The 21,012-nt window shown below is 64.1% G+C and carries 17 protein-coding genes; 3 read left to right on the forward strand and 14 right to left on the reverse strand.

Annotated features, from left to right (window positions below; all coding sequences use genetic code 11):
• Window positions 1-14: 14 nt before the first annotated feature.
• Genes AB0O58_RS10585 through AB0O58_RS10600 form a run of 4 tightly spaced genes read right to left on the reverse strand, consistent with a single transcriptional unit; the run spans window position 15 to window position 6,576 of the window.
• The gene (locus tag AB0O58_RS10585) at window positions 15-1,964 is read right to left on the reverse strand and encodes a putative nucleotidyltransferase substrate binding domain-containing protein (protein WP_366238171.1); all 1,950 of its coding nucleotides are present in this window, start codon (window positions 1,962-1,964) and stop codon (window positions 15-17) included.
• Complete coding sequence (locus AB0O58_RS10590; RefSeq protein ID WP_032400600.1) at window positions 1,954-3,501, reverse strand: GMC family oxidoreductase N-terminal domain-containing protein; 1,548 nt, start codon at window positions 3,499-3,501, stop codon at window positions 1,954-1,956. Before AB0O58_RS10590 ends, AB0O58_RS10585 begins: the two co-directional genes overlap by 11 nt.
• Before the next feature lie 12 nt (window positions 3,502-3,513).
• Window positions 3,514-5,025 (reverse strand): amino acid permease, encoded by a 1,512-nt coding sequence (locus AB0O58_RS10595; protein WP_032407077.1) that lies wholly within the window; start codon window positions 5,023-5,025, stop codon window positions 3,514-3,516.
• A gap of 24 nt (window positions 5,026-5,049) precedes the next feature.
• Window positions 5,050-6,576, reverse strand: coding sequence for an aldehyde dehydrogenase family protein (locus AB0O58_RS10600; RefSeq protein ID WP_057474068.1), 1,527 nt, complete (start codon window positions 6,574-6,576; stop codon window positions 5,050-5,052).
• A gap of 212 nt (window positions 6,577-6,788) precedes the next feature.
• On the opposite strand from AB0O58_RS10600, the gene AB0O58_RS10605 reads away from it, so the two are divergent.
• Window positions 6,789-7,043: a hypothetical protein gene (locus tag AB0O58_RS10605; RefSeq protein WP_032370974.1), complete on the forward strand. Its 255-nt coding sequence runs from the start codon at window positions 6,789-6,791 to the stop codon at window positions 7,041-7,043.
• Between the two features lie 127 nt (window positions 7,044-7,170).
• Window positions 7,171-8,094 carry a YdcF family protein gene (locus AB0O58_RS10610; RefSeq protein WP_283550138.1) on the forward strand — a complete coding sequence of 308 codons (924 nt, stop codon included), beginning with the start codon at window positions 7,171-7,173 and terminating at the stop codon, window positions 8,092-8,094.
• Here AB0O58_RS10610 and AB0O58_RS10615 read toward each other — a convergent pair.
• A complete protein-coding gene (locus tag AB0O58_RS10615) occupies window positions 8,088-8,681 on the reverse strand; it encodes a TetR/AcrR family transcriptional regulator (protein WP_222096921.1) in 594 nt (197 codons plus the stop codon). The genes AB0O58_RS10610 and AB0O58_RS10615 overlap by 7 nt on opposite strands.
• Before the next feature lie 81 nt (window positions 8,682-8,762).
• On the opposite strand from AB0O58_RS10615, the gene AB0O58_RS10620 reads away from it, so the two are divergent.
• On the forward strand, window positions 8,763-9,242 hold the full coding sequence (locus tag AB0O58_RS10620; protein WP_283541486.1) for a DUF4188 domain-containing protein: 480 nt from the start codon (window positions 8,763-8,765) through the stop codon (window positions 9,240-9,242).
• A gap of 11 nt (window positions 9,243-9,253) precedes the next feature.
• On the opposite strand, the gene nuoN is transcribed toward AB0O58_RS10620, so the two are convergent.
• From nuoN to nuoF, 9 genes are read right to left on the reverse strand one after another with little or no spacing between them, the layout of a single operon-like run.
• A complete protein-coding gene (nuoN, locus tag AB0O58_RS10625) occupies window positions 9,254-10,816 on the reverse strand; it encodes an NADH-quinone oxidoreductase subunit NuoN (protein WP_052067050.1) in 1,563 nt (520 codons plus the stop codon).
• Window positions 10,813-12,351, reverse strand: a complete 1,539-nt coding sequence (locus AB0O58_RS10630; RefSeq protein ID WP_283541487.1) for an NADH-quinone oxidoreductase subunit M — start codon at window positions 12,349-12,351, stop codon at window positions 10,813-10,815. The genes nuoN and AB0O58_RS10630 overlap by 4 nt, the downstream gene beginning before the upstream one ends.
• Window positions 12,348-14,219, reverse strand: a complete 1,872-nt coding sequence (gene nuoL, locus AB0O58_RS10635) for an NADH-quinone oxidoreductase subunit L (RefSeq protein ID WP_283541488.1) — start codon at window positions 14,217-14,219, stop codon at window positions 12,348-12,350. The genes AB0O58_RS10630 and nuoL overlap by 4 nt, the downstream gene beginning before the upstream one ends.
• Before the next feature lie 16 nt (window positions 14,220-14,235).
• The gene (gene nuoK / locus AB0O58_RS10640; RefSeq protein WP_032383367.1) at window positions 14,236-14,535 is read right to left on the reverse strand and encodes an NADH-quinone oxidoreductase subunit NuoK; all 300 of its coding nucleotides are present in this window, start codon (window positions 14,533-14,535) and stop codon (window positions 14,236-14,238) included.
• Window positions 14,532-15,299, reverse strand: coding sequence for an NADH-quinone oxidoreductase subunit J (locus AB0O58_RS10645; protein WP_283541489.1), 768 nt, complete (start codon window positions 15,297-15,299; stop codon window positions 14,532-14,534). The genes nuoK and AB0O58_RS10645 overlap by 4 nt, the downstream gene beginning before the upstream one ends.
• Window positions 15,296-15,841, reverse strand: coding sequence for an NADH-quinone oxidoreductase subunit NuoI (nuoI, locus tag AB0O58_RS10650; RefSeq protein ID WP_027496782.1), 546 nt, complete (start codon window positions 15,839-15,841; stop codon window positions 15,296-15,298). The genes AB0O58_RS10645 and nuoI overlap by 4 nt, the downstream gene beginning before the upstream one ends.
• The gene (gene nuoH / locus AB0O58_RS10655) at window positions 15,834-17,114 is read right to left on the reverse strand and encodes an NADH-quinone oxidoreductase subunit NuoH (RefSeq protein ID WP_032391636.1); all 1,281 of its coding nucleotides are present in this window, start codon (window positions 17,112-17,114) and stop codon (window positions 15,834-15,836) included. Before nuoH ends, nuoI begins: the two co-directional genes overlap by 8 nt.
• Before the next feature lie 26 nt (window positions 17,115-17,140).
• Complete coding sequence (locus AB0O58_RS10660; protein ID WP_366238172.1) at window positions 17,141-19,714, reverse strand: NADH-quinone oxidoreductase subunit G; 2,574 nt, start codon at window positions 19,712-19,714, stop codon at window positions 17,141-17,143.
• Window positions 19,711-21,012: an NADH-quinone oxidoreductase subunit NuoF gene (nuoF, locus tag AB0O58_RS10665; protein ID WP_032366451.1), complete on the reverse strand. Its 1,302-nt coding sequence runs from the start codon at window positions 21,010-21,012 to the stop codon at window positions 19,711-19,713. Before nuoF ends, AB0O58_RS10660 begins: the two co-directional genes overlap by 4 nt.

Consider the following 21,012-nt stretch of genomic DNA (forward strand, 5'->3'; position numbering starts at 1 on the left):
CTGGTGCTTCCCGGTCAGCGATGCACGCCGACATTGGCGGCGAGGTACCCGACTCGGCGTTGCACCGCGGCGATCTCTCGGATGCCGTCGGTGAGCAGACTGCGCTCGAGCGGTGAGAGATCGGCCATGATCAGCACATCGCCGGGCCGATGGCCTGCCGTCATCTGATCGATCTGGTGTGACAGCCGCAGCCGCTGAAGCAGCGCGAACACCTCGGTCAACGTGGTGACGTCCCGTTCGGAGAGCATCCCGTTGCCCGACGCGGCCGCCAGACGCGCCGGTGTCGAGGCCGAGGCCATTCCCACCGACAGTCCACCCCATCGAGCGAGGTTGACGATGGGAGTCAATGCATGGGCCTTGAGGTCGAACGTACCGCCGCGCCGCGCCAGCACGTCTCGCAGCGAACGCAGCCTGGCCCGTCCGGCGAGGGCATCTCTGAGTTGCAATCGCAGAGCATCGGGGTTGTCCACCAGCAGTCGGCGATAGGCCTCGGGAACGGTGTTCAACTCCCTCGGGCCCCACACCACCCTGCCGTCGATCATCAGCGAGGACATGATGAGGCCGGAGTCCCCAGCCGGAGTGGAGCCTGCGGAACGACCAGAGGTTCCTGCTTTGCCACGATCGCCGAAGGGGTTGCTGAGCCAGTGGGCAGCGGCACTTTCCCACTGTCCGGCCGAGCGTGCGAATCTCGGCGAACTCGCAACCGCACCGTTGGTGTCGGACGGCAACCCGGCACCGTCGAGGCTCGCGTGTACCCGCGCGGCCAGGCCCATCAGCACTTCGTCGCGAGTTCTCGGCACCGAGTTCGATCGTCCACGTACGTAGGGGTCGGCGGTGGTATCCGACCAAGTCAGAGCGCTGTCGACGTCCGAGGAGGGCATCGCCTCCCGTCGGGCGACGCTGCCCAGGGTAATCCAGGCGAAGTTGTGTCGCGGTACTTCGGGCCGCGCCGCCCATTCGATCTCCACGGCTCGGCGAACGAGGCTGTCGACCACGACGGACAGAATCGCGCTGACGGCCAGGGCGTCGGTCCCACCCCGGAACAGGTCCGCCACCAATCCCGGAACGAGCCTTCCTGCGTCGGCGAGTTCGGCCGATGTCGTTGCCGAGGTCACCGCGCGACGAACCACGAAGCTGCGACGCGTGGACGCGGCATGCAGATCGGAGTCCTCGACGACGCCGAGAACCTCGCCTCGGCTGGACACGACGGGCATGTGCCGCAGTCCCAGCTCGAGCATGTCCATCAGGACGGTGCCGGCCAACCGGTCCGCGGTGACCGTCTCTGTGGGCGACGTCATGACGTGCTCGACCGGAGTGTCGACGCCGATTCCCGCGGCGACCACCCGCACCCTGAGGTCACGGTCGGTGAATATTCCGTAGCGCGAACCTCGCAGCGGAACCAGGACGTACGAGCTGCCCTGTTCGGTCATGTGCCGAACTGCGTCTCGGACGGAGGTTCCGACAGAGACGAACACCGGTGGGGCCGACAGCAGTTCGCCGACGGCGCGGCCGGCACTACCCTCGGCCGCCCCACCGCGATGCGTGCTGGCCGAGGTGACGGCGTCGGCCAGAAACGCCAGCCCGGTCGGCGTTGCGAACAGCGGTCGAATCAGCTCCCCGGGCAACCGAAGAACGGTGCTCGGCTCGGTTGCGCGCGCACAGAATTCGACCGTCCCGCCGACAAGCAACGCCGAGAAACCGAAGACCCCGCCCGGACCGATGGTGTCGATCGGTACGGCGGCGGGCGAGGTGTCGTCGGAGTGCACGATCACCACTCGACCGGTACGCACCACCCACACGGTGTCGGCCACATCGAGCTTCGACGTCGGGCCCACAACCCATGCGCCACTGGCATAGTCGAGTTCGACGGAGGCTCCGGCGATGTCGGTGAGTACCGCAGGTGACGCGCCTTGGAACGGTGGGTGCGCGCCGAGGAAGTCGGCAAGCTCCGATCTATCCGCCACGGATCAGGTCGGCGCACTTTTCCGCCATGGTCATGACCGTGATGTTGGGATTGACATACGGCAGCTTCGGCATCGCCGACGCGTCGACCACGCGTAGGTTCGAGATGCCCTTGACGCGCAACTCGGGATCGAGCACGGCCATGGTGTCGTCCACCGATCCCATCCGTGCCGTGCCTGCCGGGTGATAGACCGTGTTGTGGGTCTTGTGCACGTAGTCGAGCAGATCATCGTCGGTGACGGCATCGGGCCCGGGTGCGAGTTCGCGTTCGATCCAACCCGCGAGTGGACCGTCTGCGGCGATAGCGCGCGCCAGCTTCAGACCGGCGAGCATCACCGCGTCGTCGTGGCCGTCGGGGTCGGTGAAATAGCGCGGATCCACCTTGGCGCGATCGCGAAAGTCCCTGCTGCGCAACCGAACAGTTCCCCTAGAACGACCCTGGGTGACGTTGGGCGTCAAACAGAACCCGTTGTCGGTGCTCGGATAACCCCACCGGAGAGTGTTCATGTCGAACGGCACGCTGCCGTAGTGCATCATGATGTCCGGGTAGTTCAGCGACGAGTCGGTCTGCGCGAACACGCCGATCTCCCACCACTGCGAGGACGTGGTGACCATGGGCTTGCTCGCCTCCCAGAACACCAGCCCCTCGACGTGGTCGTCGAGGTTCTCTCCCACTCCCGGTGAATCGACCCGAACGGTGATTCCCATCTCCTGCAGCTGTGCCGCCGGTCCGATTCCGGAGAGCATCAACAACTTCGGAGTGTCGATGGCACCGGCGGTGACGATCACTTCGCGTCGCGCGGACACGGTGTCGTAACCGGTCAGGTCGGGGCGTTGGTACCGCACACCCGTCGCGGTCAGCGACTCGTCGATCAGAATCTCGCTGATCCAGCAGTCGGTGCGCACCTCGAGGTTGGGCCGCGATCCGATGATCGGGTGCAGGTAGGCATGGGACGTCGACATACGCGACCCGTCCTCACCCGCGTTGATCTGAAACCAGCCGGCACCGTTGAGTACCGGCGTCCCGCGGTTGAATGCAACGGTGGGAAGCCCTACTCCGGCGGCCGATTCGAGCACTGCTGCACCGCATGGATCGTGCGGCGGCACGTCGCGGATTCGAACGGGTCCGTCGTGACCGCGGCCGGTGTCGTTGTTCTCTACGCGCGCAACGAACGGCAGGATGTCCGACGCGCCCCAGCCCGTCGCACCGGCCGCGGCCCAATCGTCGAGAGTTTCCGCCGGCGGATGAAAAGCGATGCAGGAGTTGTGCGACGAGCAACCGCCGAGCACTTTCGCACGCGCATGCCGCATGAAGCTGTTGCCACGTTCCTGCGGTTCGACGGGGTAGTCCCAGTCATAGCCGGAGTCGAGCAGATGCATCCACTCGACGAGTTCCAGGATCGCTTTGTCGCCGACGTCGGTGGGACCTGCCTCGACCAGGCAGACGCTGACGGAAGGATCCTCGCTCAGCCGCGCGGCCAGGACGCACCCCGCCGTGCCACCTCCCGCGACGACGTAATCGAACTGGGTGTCTGTCACTGCACGCTCCTTCTAGTTGCCCGTGGAGGCATGTGATTTCAGAGTGCCGATGTGTTTGCGCCCCTTGATTGCGTACCACAGCAGGCCCACGCCCAGGATGCCACCGATGTAGACGAACGCACCGAACGTGTTGTACCAGGGGGTTCCGTACACGGCCTCGCGCGGCCAGGCGAGGTTGAGCGCCATCCCGGCACCCCACACCACCGCCGCAATGTTGACCGGCAGGCCGAACTTACCCATCGTGAAGTATCCGCCGGGTTTGAGATCCTCCGGCGGCCACTCGCCTTTGATGCGCTTGACCAACAGTGGTCCGGTGACCATCAGATACGCGAGATAGATCATGATGATCGCGATCGAGGTGAGGACCGTGAAGATCTGCGGCTGACCGATGTTGACGACGAGGATCACGATGGCCAGCACTCCGATGGTCACCGCGGGCACCACCGGGGTCTGCGTCTTCGGATTCACCTTGGCCAGGCTTTCGCCGAAGGGCAACGCGTTGTCTCGCGCCATGGCGAACGTGAGCCGGATCGCCGCGGTGTGTACTGCCAGTGAGCAGACGAAGACCGCAATGACGATGCAGATGAGGAAGACGGTGCCGAGCGGGCCCCACATCACCGATTCGACGATGGATTGCAGGCTGCCGTCGGGGCTGCCGAGGGAAGGATCGTTCAGGTCCGGCGCGGCCATGACGGCGAACACCAGGATGGCTCCACCGATGACGAACGAGGCGAGGATGGCGCGAAAGATCGCTTTGGGAGCGGTGCGCCGAGGTTCGACGGTTTCCTCCCCGAGCGAGCTCGCGGTGTCGAATCCGTACATGACGTATCCCGACGCCAGCGACGCGACCAGGAAGGCACCGAGGTAGCCGCCGCTCTCACCGGCACCGTAGCCGTTGGTGGAGAAGAACACCTCGGGTCCCCGAGTGATGTTGGCCGCGAGCAAGATCGCGATGAGCACGGCCGCGATGAGTTCGATGAACACACCCGCACTGTTGATCATCGCCATCAATCGAACGCCCAGCGCGTTGATCGTGGTGGTGATGGCGATCAGAATCGCACCGAGCAGCACTGCATTGGCCGCGAAGTCGGTGGCACCCGAGCCGTCACCGATGATCTGAAATCCGCTCCAGATACGTGGCAGATTCAGCTGCAGAGCGAGGGCAACGGCGGCCAGTGTCACGATCGATGCCGTGAGCATCAACCAGCCCGCCGACCAACCGACGATCCTGCGGCCCAACAGCTTCGCCCAGTTGTACACCGATCCCGCCACCGGATACTTCGCGGCCAACTCCATGAAGCACAGTGCCACGCAGAGCTGACCGACGAAGACCGCAGGCCACGACCACAGGTATGCCGGTCCGGCGGTGCCGAAGCCGAAGTAGAACAGCTGAAAGGTGCCGGTGAGGATCGAGATGTAGCTGACGCCTGCGGCGAAGCTGGCGAATTTGCCGAGACTGCGGTCGAGCGATTCCTTGTAACCGAAATCGTCCATTCCGCTCGAATTGTCGTTCAGTATTGCCATGCCTGTGGCCTTTCCCATCGTGCTCTATCGGGTACCGAACCACCCCGCCGCTGTAGGTGAGGTGTTGTGCCAAATATGCTTCGCTTCTTGATATTCGGACATACCGGACGGTCCGAGTTCGCGGCCGTTCCCGGACTGCTTGAAGCCGCCCCATTCCGCGGCCGCCGTGTAGACACCGAAGTCGTTGAGCCACACCGTTCCATGACGAAGCCCACGCACCATTCTTTCGCCTCGCGCGGCGTCGGACGTCCGAACACCCGCGGCGAGACCGTAATTCGTATCGTTACCCAGTAGAAGCGCCTCGGCCTCGGTATCGAATCGCTCCACAGTGAGTATGGGCCCGAACGTCTCGTCTTGCACGATATTCATCGACCGATCGCAGTGATCGAAGATGGTGGGCAGGAAATAGCTACCTTTGCTCAAGGACGGATCGTCCGGCTTGGTACCTCCTATGACCAAGGTGGCCCCCTCCTCGATACCCGTCGCCACGAAGCCTTCGATCTTCTCGCGCTGCGCCTGCGACACCAGCGGTCCGGTCTCACTGGCCGGGTCCATACCCGGCCCCATCACGATGGTCTTCGCGCGCTCTGCCACGGCGGCCACGAACCGGTCGGCCACTGATTCCTCGATGATCAGTCGGGTACCGGCCGAACACACCTGACCGGAATGTAGGAACACACCGGTCAGCACGTTGTCGACCGAATCGGCGAACGACTGCTCGTCGGCCACCGCGTCGGCGAAGACGATGTGTGGATTCTTTCCCCCGAGTTCCACCGCCACCTTCGTGACGTTCTCCGCGGCCGCGGCAAGAATGTGCCTGCCGGTGGCGAGTCCGCCGGTGAAGGAGATGAAGTCGACGTCGCGGTTCCTGGTGAGCGCATCCCCGAGCGTTGCGCCGCTGCCCTGCAGCAGGTTGACCACACCGGCAGGCACTCCCGCTTCTTCCACGAGCTTGGTGAACGCGATGGTGCTCAGTGGCGTCACCTCGCTGGGTTTGAGCACCATGGTGCACCCAGCAGCCAAGGCGGGGGCGATTTTCCACGAGATCTGCAACAGCGGGTAGTTCCAGGGTGCGATCATCACGCAGACACCGATGGGCTCGTGCACCACTCGGCTCAGAATTTCCGGACGGTCGACGTCGATCAGTCGATCTGCCTGCACCACAGCGAGATCGGCATAGAAGCGGAACACCGAGGTGACGTCGTCGATATCGATCTCACTCTCGCCGAACGTCTTTCCGGTATCGAGGGTCTCGATATGCGCCAACTTCGCCTTGTCCCGTTGGAGCAAGTCCGCGATGCGATTGAGCAGATCACTGCGCTCACCCACCGTCACCGAGCGCCAGGGGCCGTCGTCGAACGCTGCCCGCGCCGCGGCAACCGCAGCCAGGGCATCGTCGGGTGTCGCCTCGTCGACGACGGCCACCACGCTGCCGTTGGACGGATCGACGATGTCGCGGGTCCCGCCGTCACCGGCTCCCTGCCATTGCCCGTCGATGAACAACGACGGCCGCAGTGAGCTCGGGTCGAATCCTGCATCGGAGTCGGTCACTCGACACCTTCTTCCGTGTGGGGGCCTGTTGGTGTGTCTACGGTATGCCTCAGCGGCCGGTGACTCCATCGATCTGTTCTAGAACAATGATTGTCGAACATGCGTCGACAACTCGCAGGGGCTCGAGTGGAGCCTGCACGACGACCAGTGCGAATCCGGGATCGGGGACCGAGCAACAACCCATTCGGACAATTCACACTACGGTGGGATTCATGACAATCGAAGATGTGGGCGGCAGGCGAACGGTGACGGCGGATGAGCTTCTTCTGTTGGTGGGTGATCATCTCCTCATCGAGGAGGGTGTCGCGACCGGGTTCATCGAAAGCGCTGGGCAGGTTGCCGAGAACGTGGCGGTGACGGTCACCGACGGCGTCGACGGAACCACCACGACCGAGCGAGTTTTCCTTCCCGACGCCGAGGTGACCATCGAACCAGCCGACCGCGGACGCGCTCCGGTCACGATGTGACGATCGAGTTCAGCCGACACCGAAGTACATTCCTGTAACTCGAGCAACTCGGATCACACCAGCCACACTGGCACCGAACTGAGCTAGGGTGACGAAAACCCGTCATCGTTCAGGAGGGCAGCCGACAATGCGATCCGGCCGACAACAACCGTCGATTCGCGTTGCCGTGGTCTCTTGTATCGCCGTGTTCGGACTCGCCATGGGATCCAGTTCGGCGACGGCCGAGCCCGCCGCGCCGATCTCGACCCCAACGATTGCCGACGCAGTACGTTCGGCCGACGCGCAGCAGTACAACGATGCGCAGAATGCTCTGGTCAAGGGTCGCTACGAGGCCGGTTTCGCCGCACTGGACGCGGTTGCCACCGCCGCACCGAACGATGCCAATGTCGCAGCACTGCAGACGTTCTACGCCAACGCAACCGATGATGCCGACGCGCGAGCGCTGCACTCGGCCCGCCTGCGCGCCCTGTCTCCCCCGCTTGCCGATGCGGTGGATCGGGCTATCGAAGTCATCGACGAGGCGGCGACGGAGGCGATCGACTTCGCGCCTGCGACCGATGGCGTGAGGACGGCAATCGTGGTGCTCGGCCTGGGCCTGAACGACGACGGCAGTATGGCACCGGAATTGGTGCAGCGACTGAAATCCGCTGCCGCGGTCGCCGAGCGTTCTCCCGAATCACCCATCATCGTCACCGGTGGAAATCCGCAGCGCGGCGTCACCGAAGCCGAAGCGATGAAGAAGTGGCTGATCGACAACGAGATTGTGGCCGACCGCATTCACGCCGAGTCCACTGCGAATTCGACGGTGCAGAATGCGCAGCGCGCCACCTCACTGGCCGCTGAGATCGGTGCTGTGAATCTGGTGCTCGCAACAACTCCCAGCCATCTTCGGCGAGCGATCTCCGACTTCGAGATCGCCGGTGCCGACGTGATCGGTGCCGCCACATCCACCCCCGACGATCTTCCGGCCCTGCCCGCGCTCGCACCGACAGCACGGTTGGGCATGACCGTCGACGCCACCAAGATCATCGGGATACCGCGCACCTACTGACGCATCCACCCGCGCAGCACCGACGCCGCCCCGGCGTCGAACATCACCCGACGGTCCTCGTCGTCGGACATCGCGGGTATCGACAACTCGAGCGACACCAGACCGTGCACGATCGCCCAGAACGAGTGGCTGATCACGTCCACCGACGCGCCGCTCATCGTGCCTGCCTCGACGGCGCTCGCCACCGCCGCCCGAAGCGGATCCATCGCGGCGGCGGCGAGGTGTGCCTGATCGGATACGTCGACCGAACCGAGCACTCCGCCGAACATCACTGCGTAGAGGTGTGGGTTGGCCATGGCCCAGCGGCGGTACGCATATGCCAGTTCGCGCAGGTCGACCTCGGATTCCCCGGTGACAGGAACGCTGCGTTGCGCGTCACCGAAACTCGAGAACGACGCGCCGAACAGCGCCACCAGCAGCTCCGCTCGACCGCCGAACAGCGAGTAGATGGCCGTGGTCGAGGTGCCCTGCGCGGCCGCGAGTTTACGCAACGACAACGAGTCGACACCATGGCGCGCAACGGTTTCCGCTGCGGCTTCGAGTAGCCGGGTGCGCAGTTCGGCATCGTGAATTCTGGGTCTCGCCACTTGCGAAATCTATCACAACAGTGTTTTATAACAGTGTCACGTCATGCACTCGGCCCCGAAACGAACAGACGGGAACACGTCATGCAATCCATCATCGACGGCCGCACCACGGTCGAATCCGACCGCGACACCGTCACGGTCTTCCTCATCGGAATGCGCATCAACAATCCCCTTGCCGTTCGCTCCTGGCTTCCTGCCGCGCGCGCGATGCCGCGGATGCTCAGCCACCTCGAGCAGGATCCCACCTCCGGACTGCTCGGCTACCACTCGTGGTTGGGCCGCACCACCATGCTCGTCAGTTACTGGCGCAACGCGGAAGACCTGACGCGATTCGCCTCCGATCCCGACGCACCACATGCCCCCGCATGGCGTGCCTTCAACCGATCGGTCGCTGCGACCGGCCATGTCGGCGTATGGCACGAAACCTATACCGCGACAGCCCAGGACAGTGAAGCGATCTACGTCAACATGCCGACATTCGGCCTCGCGGGAGCCATCGGTGGAATCCCCGTCGGCGCCGGCTCGCACACGTGGAAGCAGCGAACGAAGTCCGCGAAGTAAGCCTGTACGAGCTAGAGGAAGTTCCCGGCCCGCGCGGCGATATCGAGAACGGGCTGAGGAAAGACCCCCAGTGCCACGGTGACGACCACCGACACCCCGATCGCACAGGCCACCGGCGCGGTAGGACGCACCACCGTGGCGGTCCGTTCGCTGGGTTCGGTGAAGAACATCAGCACGATCACGCGCACGTAGAAGAACGCTGCAATCGCACTGCACACCACTCCGACCACGACCAGTGCGGCTCCCCCCGCACCCGAGGCTGCGCTGAACACCGCGAACTTACCGATGAACCCACTGGTGAGCGGGATCCCGGCGAACGAGAGCAGGAACAAACCGAACACAGCGGCGACGAGCGGCGAGCGGCGACCGATACCCGCCCATCGCTCCAGGTCGCTCACCTCACCGCGTTCGTCTCGGGCCAAACCGATGACCGCGAATCCACCCAGCGTGCTGAAGGCATAGGCAAGCAGGTAGAACATCGTGGCCGACACCCCCGAATCACGTACATCACCCGAACTACCCAGCGCAGTCACTCCGGTGAGGATGAACCCGGTGTGCGCCACGGACGAGTAGGCCAGCATCCGTTTGACGTCGGTCTGCGTCACCGCGACAACCGAACCGAGCACCATCGTCGCGATGGCGATCACCCACAACATCGGACGCCAACTCGACTCGAGACCGGGCAGCGCCATTCCGAAGATTCGCAGAATCGCACCGAAGGCCGCCACCTTGGTCACGGTGGCCATCAGCGCCGTCACCGGAGTGGGGGCACCCTGGTAGACGTCGGGAATCCACGAATGGAAAGGCACGGCACCGACTTTGAACAGCAGACCCACCGCAAGCAAGGCGGTTCCGATCAGTGCCAGTGATCTGCCCTGACCGTCTGCCGTGATGGCGTCGGCGATTCCGTCCAATCGGACCGTCCCGGCGTAGCCGTAGAGGAACGCGACTCCGAACAGGAAGAACGCAGACGAGAACGCGCCCAGCAGAAAGTATTTGAGGGCTGCTTCCTGTGAGAGCAGTCGTCGTCGTCTCGCCAGTCCGCACAGCAGATACAGCGGCAACGACAGCACTTCCAGCGCCACGAACATCGTCAGCAGATCCGTGGACGCCGGAAACAGCAGCATGCCGCCGATCGCGAACATCGCCAGTGGAAAGACCTCGGTCTGGGCGACGCCTGCATCGATGGCCTGCTTCTCTGCCACGCTGCCCGGCGTGGTCGAGGCCTGCGGAGTGAACGAGTCGATGCGGCGCTCGGCCCCAGCCCCGGTGACGGCGACGGTGCGCTCCGCCAACAGTGCGATGGCCGGAATTGCCACGAGCACAATGGTTCCCTGCAGGAACAGAGTCGGTCCGTCGATCGCGACGGCCCCGTTCATCGCGGCTGCCTCGGTGCCGGCCAGGCCGAGCACTGCCGCGAGGGCGCCGACCAGCCCTGCCAGAGCGAGACCCACGTGGGTTGCGCGACGAGCACGTAGCGGTACGAACGCCTCGACGAGAACCCCGAGAACCGCGACACCGAAGACGATCAACATGGGCGACAGCAGACCGTACTGCACTTCGGGAGTGGTCATCGTTGACCTCCTGCACTGTCGACGATCGTGGATTGCACTGCTGGAGTGATGATGTCGAGTGCCGGTTTCGGGTACACCCCGAACACGACTAGCAGCGCGAGCAATGGGATCACCACCAACGCCTCACGGGGAACGAGATCGGAGATCTTCTCGTTGCCCTCTCGGACCGGCCCCGTCATCACCCGTTGATAGAGCCAGAGAATGTAGATCGCCGACAGCACGAGCGCACCGGTGGCCACGATTGCGGCGACGCCGTAGCGACCGAATGTGCCGATCAGCACCAAGAATTCGCTGATGAACGGGGCGAGACCGGGTAGCGAGAGCGTGGCCAGACCAGAGATCAGAAACGTTCCGGCGAGCACCGGCGCGACCTTCTGGACGCCGCCGTAGTCGGCGATCGCGCGTGAACCACGACGGGACACGAGAAAGCCTGCGATCAAGAACAATGCGGCGGTGGAGATTCCATGGTTGACCATGTACAGCGTGGCACCGGCCTGACTCTGACCGGTCATCGCGAAGATGCCGAGGATGATGAACCCGAAGTGCGAAATCGAGGTGTAGGCAATGAGTCTCATCATGTCGGTCTGACCGATCGCCAGTATCGCGCCGTACACGATGCCGATCACCGCGAGCGTGATGATCCACGGGGCGAACGTCTGCGACGAACCGGGAAAGAGCTCGAGGCAGAAGCGCAGCATGGCGAAGGTGCCGACCTTGTCCACCACCGACATCATCAGCACAGCAGTCGCCGGGGTGGACTGCACTGCAGCGTCGGGTAGCCACGTGTGGAACGGCCACAGCGGTGCCTTGATCGCGAACGCGAACATGAAGCCGAGGAACAGCGCGTTCAGAACCATCGAATCCACACCGAGTCCCCCCGATGACGCCGCATCCGCGATCGCGCGTAGATCGAACGTCCCGCCGTCGAACGGGCCGTCGGGCCTGGCCGTGACGACGTACAACCCGATGACGGCAGCCAGCATCACCAGTCCACCGAACAGGTTGTAGAGCAGGAACTTCACCGCAGCGCGCGTTCGCTGAACACCGCCGAACCCACCGATGAGGAAGTACATCGGAATCAGCATCGCCTCGAAGAAGATGTAGAACAGCAATACGTCCAAGGCGAGGAACGAGACGATCACCATGGACTCGACCACCAGGATCAACGCCATGTAGGTGTGCGAGACCCGACGCGATCCGTAGTTCGCGACGCGGCTGCCGTCGTGCCAGCCCGCGACGAGGAGCAATGGGGTCAGAACGGTGGTGAGCAACACCAGCACGAGGCCTATTCCGTCGAGGCCGAGCGTGTAGCGCGCACCGAATGCCGCTATCCAGGAATGATCTTCGAGGAACTGGTAGCGATCGCCACCGGAGTCGAATGCCACGGCGAGTACCACCGACACCACGAGTGTGCCGGTAGCGAACCCCACGGCGACACCACGCGCGATTGTCGGACGATCGGCCGGCACCAGGGCGACGACAATCGCGCCGAGAATCGGCAGAACCCACAGGACGGTCAGCCAGGGGAACGTCACAGGACCACCACCATCAGCACGACGAGAACTGCCCCCGCGAACATCGCCAACGCATAGGACCGTACGAATCCGGTCTGCAGCCGCCTCGATCGAGTCGATACTCCGCCGATCGATCTCCCCACCCCGTCCACGACCGCGTCGATACCCGCCTTGTCGGCGAATACCATTGTGTTCGTGAGCTTTTGACCGGGCCGCATGAATGCTGCCTCGTTGAAGGCGTCGCCGTACAGGTCAGCGCGTGCGGCTCTGGTCAGCACCGATACGTCCTCGGGTGGAGTCGGGGGAACGTCACGAGCGATGTACTTCCGGTACGCGACGCCGGCACCCACGAGTACCACCGCCAGAACTGCGACCGTCACGACCCAGGCAGGTATCGCGTGTTCTTCGTGCGCCGATCCCACCACCGGTTCCAGCCACGTCTCGAGGCGTCCACCCACCGCAAGGAAGGCACCCGATGCCACCGAGCCGACGGCCAACAGAATCATGGGGGCTGTCATCGTCGCCGACGCTTCGTGCGGATGTGCCTGCGCCGCCCAGCGTTTCGGGCCGAAGAACGTCATCAGCATCACCCGAGTCATGTAGAAGGCCGTCAAGCCCGCACCGAGCAACGTGACGCAGCCCAGCACCACACCTGCCGCTCCCCCGGCCGCGAACGCGATCTCGATGATCGGATCCTTGGCGAAGAAACCGGAGAACGGCGGAACTCCGATGATGGCGAGGTAGCCGAGACCGAACGTGACGAACGTGATCGGCATCGCGGCACGGAGCCCGCCGAACCGTCGCATGTCGGTCTCGTCGTTCATCGCGTGCATCACCGAGCCGGCCCCCAGGAACAGGCCTGCCTTGAAGAATCCGTGCGACAGCAGCAGCACGATGGCGAAGGCATAACCGGACGGGCCGAGTCCGGCCGCGAGCACCATGTACCCGATCTGACTCATCGTCGAGGCGGCGAGCGCCTTCTTGATGTCGTCTTTCGCACAACCGATGACGGCACCGAACAGCAACGTCACCGCGCCGACCGTGACGGTCGCCGCCCGCGCCACCGGCGAGGCCTCGAACACCGGTCCGGATCGGACGATGAGATACACCCCGGCGGTGACCATCGTCGCCGCGTGGATGAGTGCGGAGACCGGCGTCGGGCCCTCCATCGCGTCGCCGAGCCACGACTGCAGCGGCACCTGGGCCGACTTTCCGCAGGCCGCCAGCAGCAACATCAGTGCCATGGCGGTCGCCACCGATTCACCCGCGTTCCCGATTCCCGCGAACACCACGTCGTACTGCACAGACCCGAAGTTCACGAACATGATCATCAGGGCGATGGCCAAGCCGATATCGCCGACGCGGTTGACCACGAACGCTTTTCGAGCAGCCGTCGCTGCCGATGGCTTGTGTTGCCAGAATCCGATGAGCAAGTACGACGCCAGACCGACACCCTCCCACCCCAGATAGAGGCCGAGGAAATTGTCTGCCAGCACCAGCAGCAGCATGGCGGCGAGAAACAGGTTGAGGTACGCGAAGAAGCGCCGACGCTCCGGGTCATGGCTCATGTACCCGATCGAGTACACGTGAATGAGTGATCCGACCCCAGTGATCAACAGGACGAAACAGATCGAGAGTTGATCGGCACGCATGCCGAAGTCGACCTGCAATTCGTCGACGGGCACCCAGCGGAACACCGTGTGAGTGAGTGTTCTGTCCGACTCGTCCCGTCCCAGCATCGACGAGAACACCAGCGCCGCAACGACGAACGACGACACCGCGGCGGCAGTCGCGAGAAGGTGGCCCCACGAGTTGCAGCGCCGGCCACCGAGCAGCAGGACGGCCGCACCGAAGGCCGGCAGAGCCGGGAGAACCCACAGGATCGACATCGTTTCTGCTCCCCCGTCAGTTCTTCATCAGATTGTTCTCGTCCATCGAGATCGAGCGACGAGAACGGAAGATGGCCATGATGATCGCCAGGCCCACCACCACCTCGGCTGCAGCGACCACCATGGTGAAGAACGCGAACAATTGGCCGTCGAGATTGCCGTGCATGCGAGAGAACGTGACGAACGCGAGATTGACTGCGTTGAGCATCAATTCGATGCACATGAACACGATGATGGCGTTGCGCCTGACGATGACTCCCGCCGCGCCGATCGTGAACAGCAGAACCGACAGGTAGAGGTAATTCTCTGGATTCATCGCGCGTCACCCCCGTCCACCTTGTACTCGATGCCTCGATCGGCGAACAGTGCGTTGACGGACGAGTCCGACTCGCTTCCGTCCGGGAGCAGAGCCCGTCGATCGACGCCGTTGTGACGAGCGAACACACCGGGGCTCGGCAGCGGCGTCACCCTGGAGCCGTCACGGAACCGGTCCTGCGACATCTCACGCTGACCCTTCACCGGTCCCAGAGCCTCCCGGTGCGCCAGAATCATCGCCCCGATGGTGGCCGTGATCAACAGCGCGCCGGTCAGCTCGAATGCCCAGACGTACTCGACGAAGATCAGCTCGGCCAGGCCTTCTACGTTTCCGGTGGAGTTGGCCGCGTCGAGTCCGGCGAAATCGAGTCGCCCGGCGCGGGCCGAGTCGCGCACCAGCACCCCGATGATCAACAGCCCGAAGCCGATTCCGATGACGACGGCCGCGATACGGTGCCCGCGCAGTGTCTCGGTCAACGACTCCGAGGTGTCGACCCCGACGAGCATCAGGACGAACAGAAACAGCATCATGACCGCGCCGGTGTAGACGACGATCTGCACGACACCGAGAAACAGGGCCCCTTGGGCCAAGTAGAAGGTAGCGAGAACCACCATGGTGGCCGCGAGGAACAGTGCCGAGTAGACGGCCTTCGTGCTCATCACCACACCCAGTGCACCGATGACCGCAACGACACCGAGGGTCCAGAACTGCACGGCCTCGCCGGTGGAGGTTGCCTCGAGCGCGAGCTGAACGGTGGCAGTCATCGAACCGGCCCTCGATCGGTGTCGGCCTCGCTCTCGGCACCGGTGACGGCACCGCGGTAGTAGTCCTCTGCCGAACGCCCCGGTGCCATCGCGTGCGGCGGCGGCACCATGTCCGGCTCCAGCGGTGCCAGCAGCGAATCCTTCTCGTAGATCAGGTCGGCTCTGTTGTCACCGGCCAGTTCGTATTCGTTGGTCATCGTCAGAGCCCGTGTGGGACAGGCCTCGACACACAGTCCGCAGCCGATGCACCGGAGATAGTTGATCTGGTAGACCCCGCCGTATCGCTCGCCCGGCGAAAACCGTTCGGTCTCGGTGTTGTCGGCACCTTCGACATAGATCGCGTCGGCCGGGCAGGCCCACGCACAGAGTTCGCAACCGATGCACTTCTCGAGCCCGTCGGCGTACCTGTTGAGCTGATGGCGGCCGTGATAGCGCATCTCGGTCGGCTTCTTCTCCTCCGGATACAGCTCGGTTTCGGGCTTTTTGAACATGGTGGCGAAGGTGACACCGAAACCTGCTATAGGACCGAGGAATTCAGGCATCGGCGTTCTCCTTCTGGGACGCGGCCACGGTGGACCGTGCGCCGGCGTGCCGGCTCGCGATGTTCGTGCCCTGCTTCGGAATGGGAGGTACGGGAAACCCGCCCGCCGCAGCGTCGAACGGTGCGACGGGTGCAGCAGGCGGCAGGTTTCGTGTGCGCGCGCGGCGGCGCAGTAAGAGCAGCAGCGAACCCAGGACGGCGACTGCAAAGATCGTCGACACCACGAATGTGACCAGAGGTACGTCGTATCGCCCGGCCCCCAGAACCCGCACCGTCGCGATCACCATCACCCAGATCAGAGCGACGGGAATGAGGATCTTCCAGCCGAAGTTCATGAACTGGTCGTAACGCAATCGCGGCAACGTCGACCGCAACCAGATGAAGACGAACAGGAACACCCACACCTTGGCGACGAACCACAGCACCGGCCACCACCCGGAATTGGCACCGCTCCACAGACTCAACGGAATCGGAGCCCGCCAGCCACCCAGGAACAACGTGGTCGCGAGCGCCGACACCGTGACCATGTTGATGTACTCGGCAAGCATGAACATCGCGAAACGCAAGGAGGAATATTCGGTGTGGAACCCGCCCACCAACTCCCCCTCGGCCTCGGGCAAGTCGAACGGCGCGCGATTGGTTTCACCCACCATCGCCGTCACGTACACCAGAAACGACGGCAACAACAGGAACACGTACCAGGTGTTCTGTTGCGCACCAACGATTCCGGACGTCGACATGGTGCCCGCGTACAGGAACACCGCAGCGAACGAAAGCCCCATCGCAACCTCGTAGGAAATGACCTGAGCCGTCGAACGCAGTGCACCCAGCAACGGATACGTCGAACTCGACGCCCAACCGGCCAGGACGATCCCGTACACACCCACCGAGGTGACCGCGAGGATGTACAGAACCCCCACCGGCAGGTCGGTCATCTGAAGCGGAGTCGTAGTGCCGAACACCGACACCTCGGGACCGAACGGAATCACCGCGAAGGCCATGAAGGCAGGGACCACCGAAATGATCGGAGCCAGAATGTAAATCGGCTTGTCGACGCCGGTCGGAGTGATTCCCTCTTTCAGAGCGAGCTTGATCCCGTCCATCAGAGACTGCAACAGTCCCCACGGACCCACCCGATTGGGCCCGACGCGCATCTGCATCCACGCCATGATCTTGCGTTCGGCATAGATGGCCACGAGCGGTGTGAGCACCAGAAAAACGAAGACCGCCAGGGCCTTGCCGACCACCAGCCACCACGGATCGGTGCCGAACATCGACAGATCGGTCGGCGCTGCGGCAATCACGATGCACCACCCCCGGGTCGTTCCGCAGGCTCCACTCCCGCACCCATGGGTCGTTCCGCAGGCTCCACTCCTGCACCCTCAGGTCGCTCCGCGGGCTGATCCCTGCGAATCCTCACCACCGCACCCGACTCCGCGCCGAGTGAGCCGTACACCGAAGACCCCGGTGAGTTCATCGGCACCCACACCACGTTGTCGGGTAGATCGGTGACTTTCAGTGGCAACGTGATCGAGCCCCGGCCCGTCTCGACCCTGACCAGGTCGCCGGGCGACGCTTCGATGCTCGACGCCGTCGTCTCGGACAGCCTGATCACAGGTGCCCGGCCGGTCTGCGCGAGATTGTCCTCGCCGTCCTGCATTCGTCCCGAATCGATGAGCATTCGCCAGGTGGCCAGAATTGCCTGGCCGATGGAGAGCGTCGGCATATCTCGCCGTGGTGCCACTCGGGCCACCGGAATCCGTGATCCGCTCCAGGCTCCCAGCCGTGCCAGCTCGCCGCGCGCCGCCGCCGCGTCGGGTAGCGACAGTTCGACTCCCATCTGCGCGGCAATGGCGTCGAGAACGCGTTGGTCGGGTAATACTGCGCCGGCACCGAGTGCCGTGTCGAACGTGCGAGGCCTGCCCTCCCAGTCGACGAAGGTTCCGGGCTTGTCGACCACCGGTGCCACCGGAAACACCACGTCGGCCCGCTCGGTGACGGCGCTGTGGCGTAGTTCCAGGCTGACCACGAATGCCGATCGGTCCACCGCGTCGAGCGCACCCTGCGGATCGGGCAGATCGTCCGGGTCGATCCCTGCGGTGATCAGGGCGCGGTCAGGCCCGGTATCCGCCAGTATCGCCGCGGTATCTCGGCCCGCGTCCGTAGGCAGTTCTGTCACTCCCCACACGGCTGCCACCTCGGCGCGGGCGGCGGCGTCGGCGACGGGCCGCCCGCCCGGCAGCAGGTTCGGCAACGTGCCTGCGTCGAGGGCACCGCGCTCTCCTGCCCGTCGCGGAATCCATGCCAGGTTCGCTCCGGTGTCGTCGGCCAACTTCGACGCTGCGGACAATGCACCGGGAACGGAACCGAGCCGCTCGCCCACGAGCACGATCGCTCCCGGGCTCCGGAGGAGCTGGGCGATCGATTCGGTACCCCGGTCACCGACGTGCAGTGCGTCGAGCCACTGTGGTTCCTCGCCGGGAATCGACTGCAGGAGCACCCCGTCGAGCTTGCGCAGACCGCGGCTGGCCCAGGGTGCGATCGACGCCACGACCACGCCGCGCGTCCGGCGCGCCTTGCGCAACCTGAGGAACATCAGCGGTGACTCTTCTTCCGGCTCGAACCCCACCATCAACACCACAGGAGCGTTTTCGAGATCCGAGTAGGTCACGCCCAGCCCCGTCGCCGCTATACGACCGGCCAGGAACTCCGCTTCCTCGGCGCTGTGAGCACGGTTGCGGAAGTCGATGTCGTTGGTGTGCAGCACTGTTCGCGCGAACTTGGCGTATGCGTAGGAGTCTTCGACAGTCGATCTTCCGCCCACGAGTACCGCAGCGTTCCCGATCGACGCAGCCAGTCCCGTTGCCGCCGCCGCCAATGCAGCCGACCAGGACGTCTCGACCAGAGCCCCCGATTCGTCTCTGACCATCGGTGCGCCGATGCGGTCCGGCTCGCTGGCGTACTTGAATGCCCACCGGCCCTTGTCGCAGTTCCACTCTTCGTTGACCTGGGGATCGTCACCAGCCAACCGGCGGAGGACCTTGCCACGACGATGATCCGTGCGTTGCGCACAGCCTCCTGCGCAGTGTTCGCACACGCTCGGCGAGGACGTCAGATCGTACGGGCGCGCCCGGAACCGATACTCGGTGTTCGTCAGTGCACCCACGGGGCAGATCTGGACGGTGTTCCCCGAGAAGTAGGAGTCGAACGGCTCGGTGCCGAAGATGCCGACCTGTTGCACGGCACCGCGTTCGAGCAGCTCGATGGATGGATCACCGGCAACCTGCGCCGCGAAGCGAGTACATCGAGCGCACAGGACACAGCGTTCGCGATCGAGCAGAACCTCGGCCGACAACGGAATCGGTTTGGGATACGTACGTTTGGTCTCGGTGAACCTGGACTCGGTGCGACCCGCGGCCATCGCCTGATTCTGCAGTGGACACTCACCGCCCTTGTCGCACACCGGGCAATCGAGAGGATGATTGATCAGCAGCAATTCCATGACGCCACGTTGCGCTTTGCCCGCGACCTCCGACGTCACCTGAGTGCGCACCACCATGCCCTCGGCCACGGTCGTCGTACAGGACGCCAACGGCTTGCGTTGCCCCTCGACATCGACCAGACATTGGCGGCAGGCACCCACCGGATCGAGCAGCGGATGATCGCAGAATCGCGGAATCTGTACGCCCATCAACTCGGCCGCGCGGATCACCAACGTGCCCTTGGGAACACTGATCTCGTGGTCGTCGATGGTCAGTGTCACCATCTCTACTCGGGTGACCGACTGATCGGGATTGGCAGGAGTGGAGCCTGCGGAACGACCCGGGGATGCAGGAGTGGAGCCTGCGGAGCGACCATGTGCTGCTGCAGTCATGACGTCAGCTCCTCTGCCATCAGGGTCGATCGGTGTGGATCGAATGGGCATCCCTGCTCGGTGACGTGACGGATGTATTCGTCACGGAAGTACTTCAGCGAAGACACGATCGGGCTGGCGGCACCGTCCCCCAACGCGCAGAAGGACTTTCCGGCGATGCCGTCGGCGATGTCGAGCAAGGTTGTGAGGTCGGCCTCGGTGCCGGTTCCACCGTCGAGGCGGCGCAGGATTTGTACCAGCCAGTACGTGCCTTCCCGGCACGGTGTGCATTTGCCGCAGGATTCGTGTGCGTAGAACTCGGTCCAGCGCAGCACCGCTCGCACCACGCAGGTCGTCTCGTCGAATATTTGCAAGGCCTTGGTGCCCAGCATCGATCCGGCGGCACCGACGCCCTCGTAGTCGAGTGGGACATCGAGATGCTCGCCGGTGAACATCGGCGTCGAGGATCCTCCCGGCGTCCAGAACTTCAGTTCGTGTCCCGGTCTGATCCCGCCCGCGTAGCCGAGCAACTCCCGCAGCGTGATCCCCAACGGTGCCTCGTACTGGCCTGGACGGCAGACGTGGCCCGAGATGGAGTACAGCGTGAAGCCGGGTGACTTCTCGCTACCCATCGATCGGAACCACTCGATTCCCTTGCGCAGGATCACTGGAACGCTGGCGATCGATTCGACGTTGTTCACCACAGTCGGGCGTGCGTAGAGGCCCGCCACTGCGGGGAACGGTGGCCGCAGCCGAGGTTGTCCGCGCCGACCTTCCAACGAGTCGAGGAGGGCTGTTTCCTCGCCGCAGATGTACGCGCCGGCTCCGGCGTGGATCACCAACTCCAAGTCGAATTTCGTTCCGAGAACACCCTTTCCCAGATAGCCCGCCGCGTAGGCCTCGGCGACCGCAGCCTGCAGCCTGCGTAGCACCGGCACTACCTCGCCGCGGACGTACACGAATGCATGGGATGCGCGAATTGCGTACGCGGCGATCACTATTCCTTCGACCAGCGTGTGCGGGCTCGCCATCAGCAGGGGCATGTCCTTGCAGGTACCCGGCTCGGACTCGTCGGCATTGACCACCAGATAATGCTCTTTACCGTCGTTCTGCGGGATGAAGCTCCACTTCGTTCCGGTCGGAAATCCTGCGCCGCCGCGACCGCGTAATCCGGATTCCTTGACGAAGGCGATGAGGTCGTCGGGGTCCATCGCGAGGGCCTTCTCGAGCCCGCGGTATCCGTCGTGGCTGCGGTAGACGTCGAGCGTCCAGGAATTCTTCTCGTCCCAGAACTCGCTCAACACCGGCGTCAGGGCCAT

The sequence above is a fragment of the Rhodococcus sp. NPDC080181 genome (assembly GCF_040702225.1).
Classification (GTDB): domain Bacteria; phylum Actinomycetota; class Actinomycetes; order Mycobacteriales; family Mycobacteriaceae; genus Rhodococcoides; species Rhodococcoides fascians.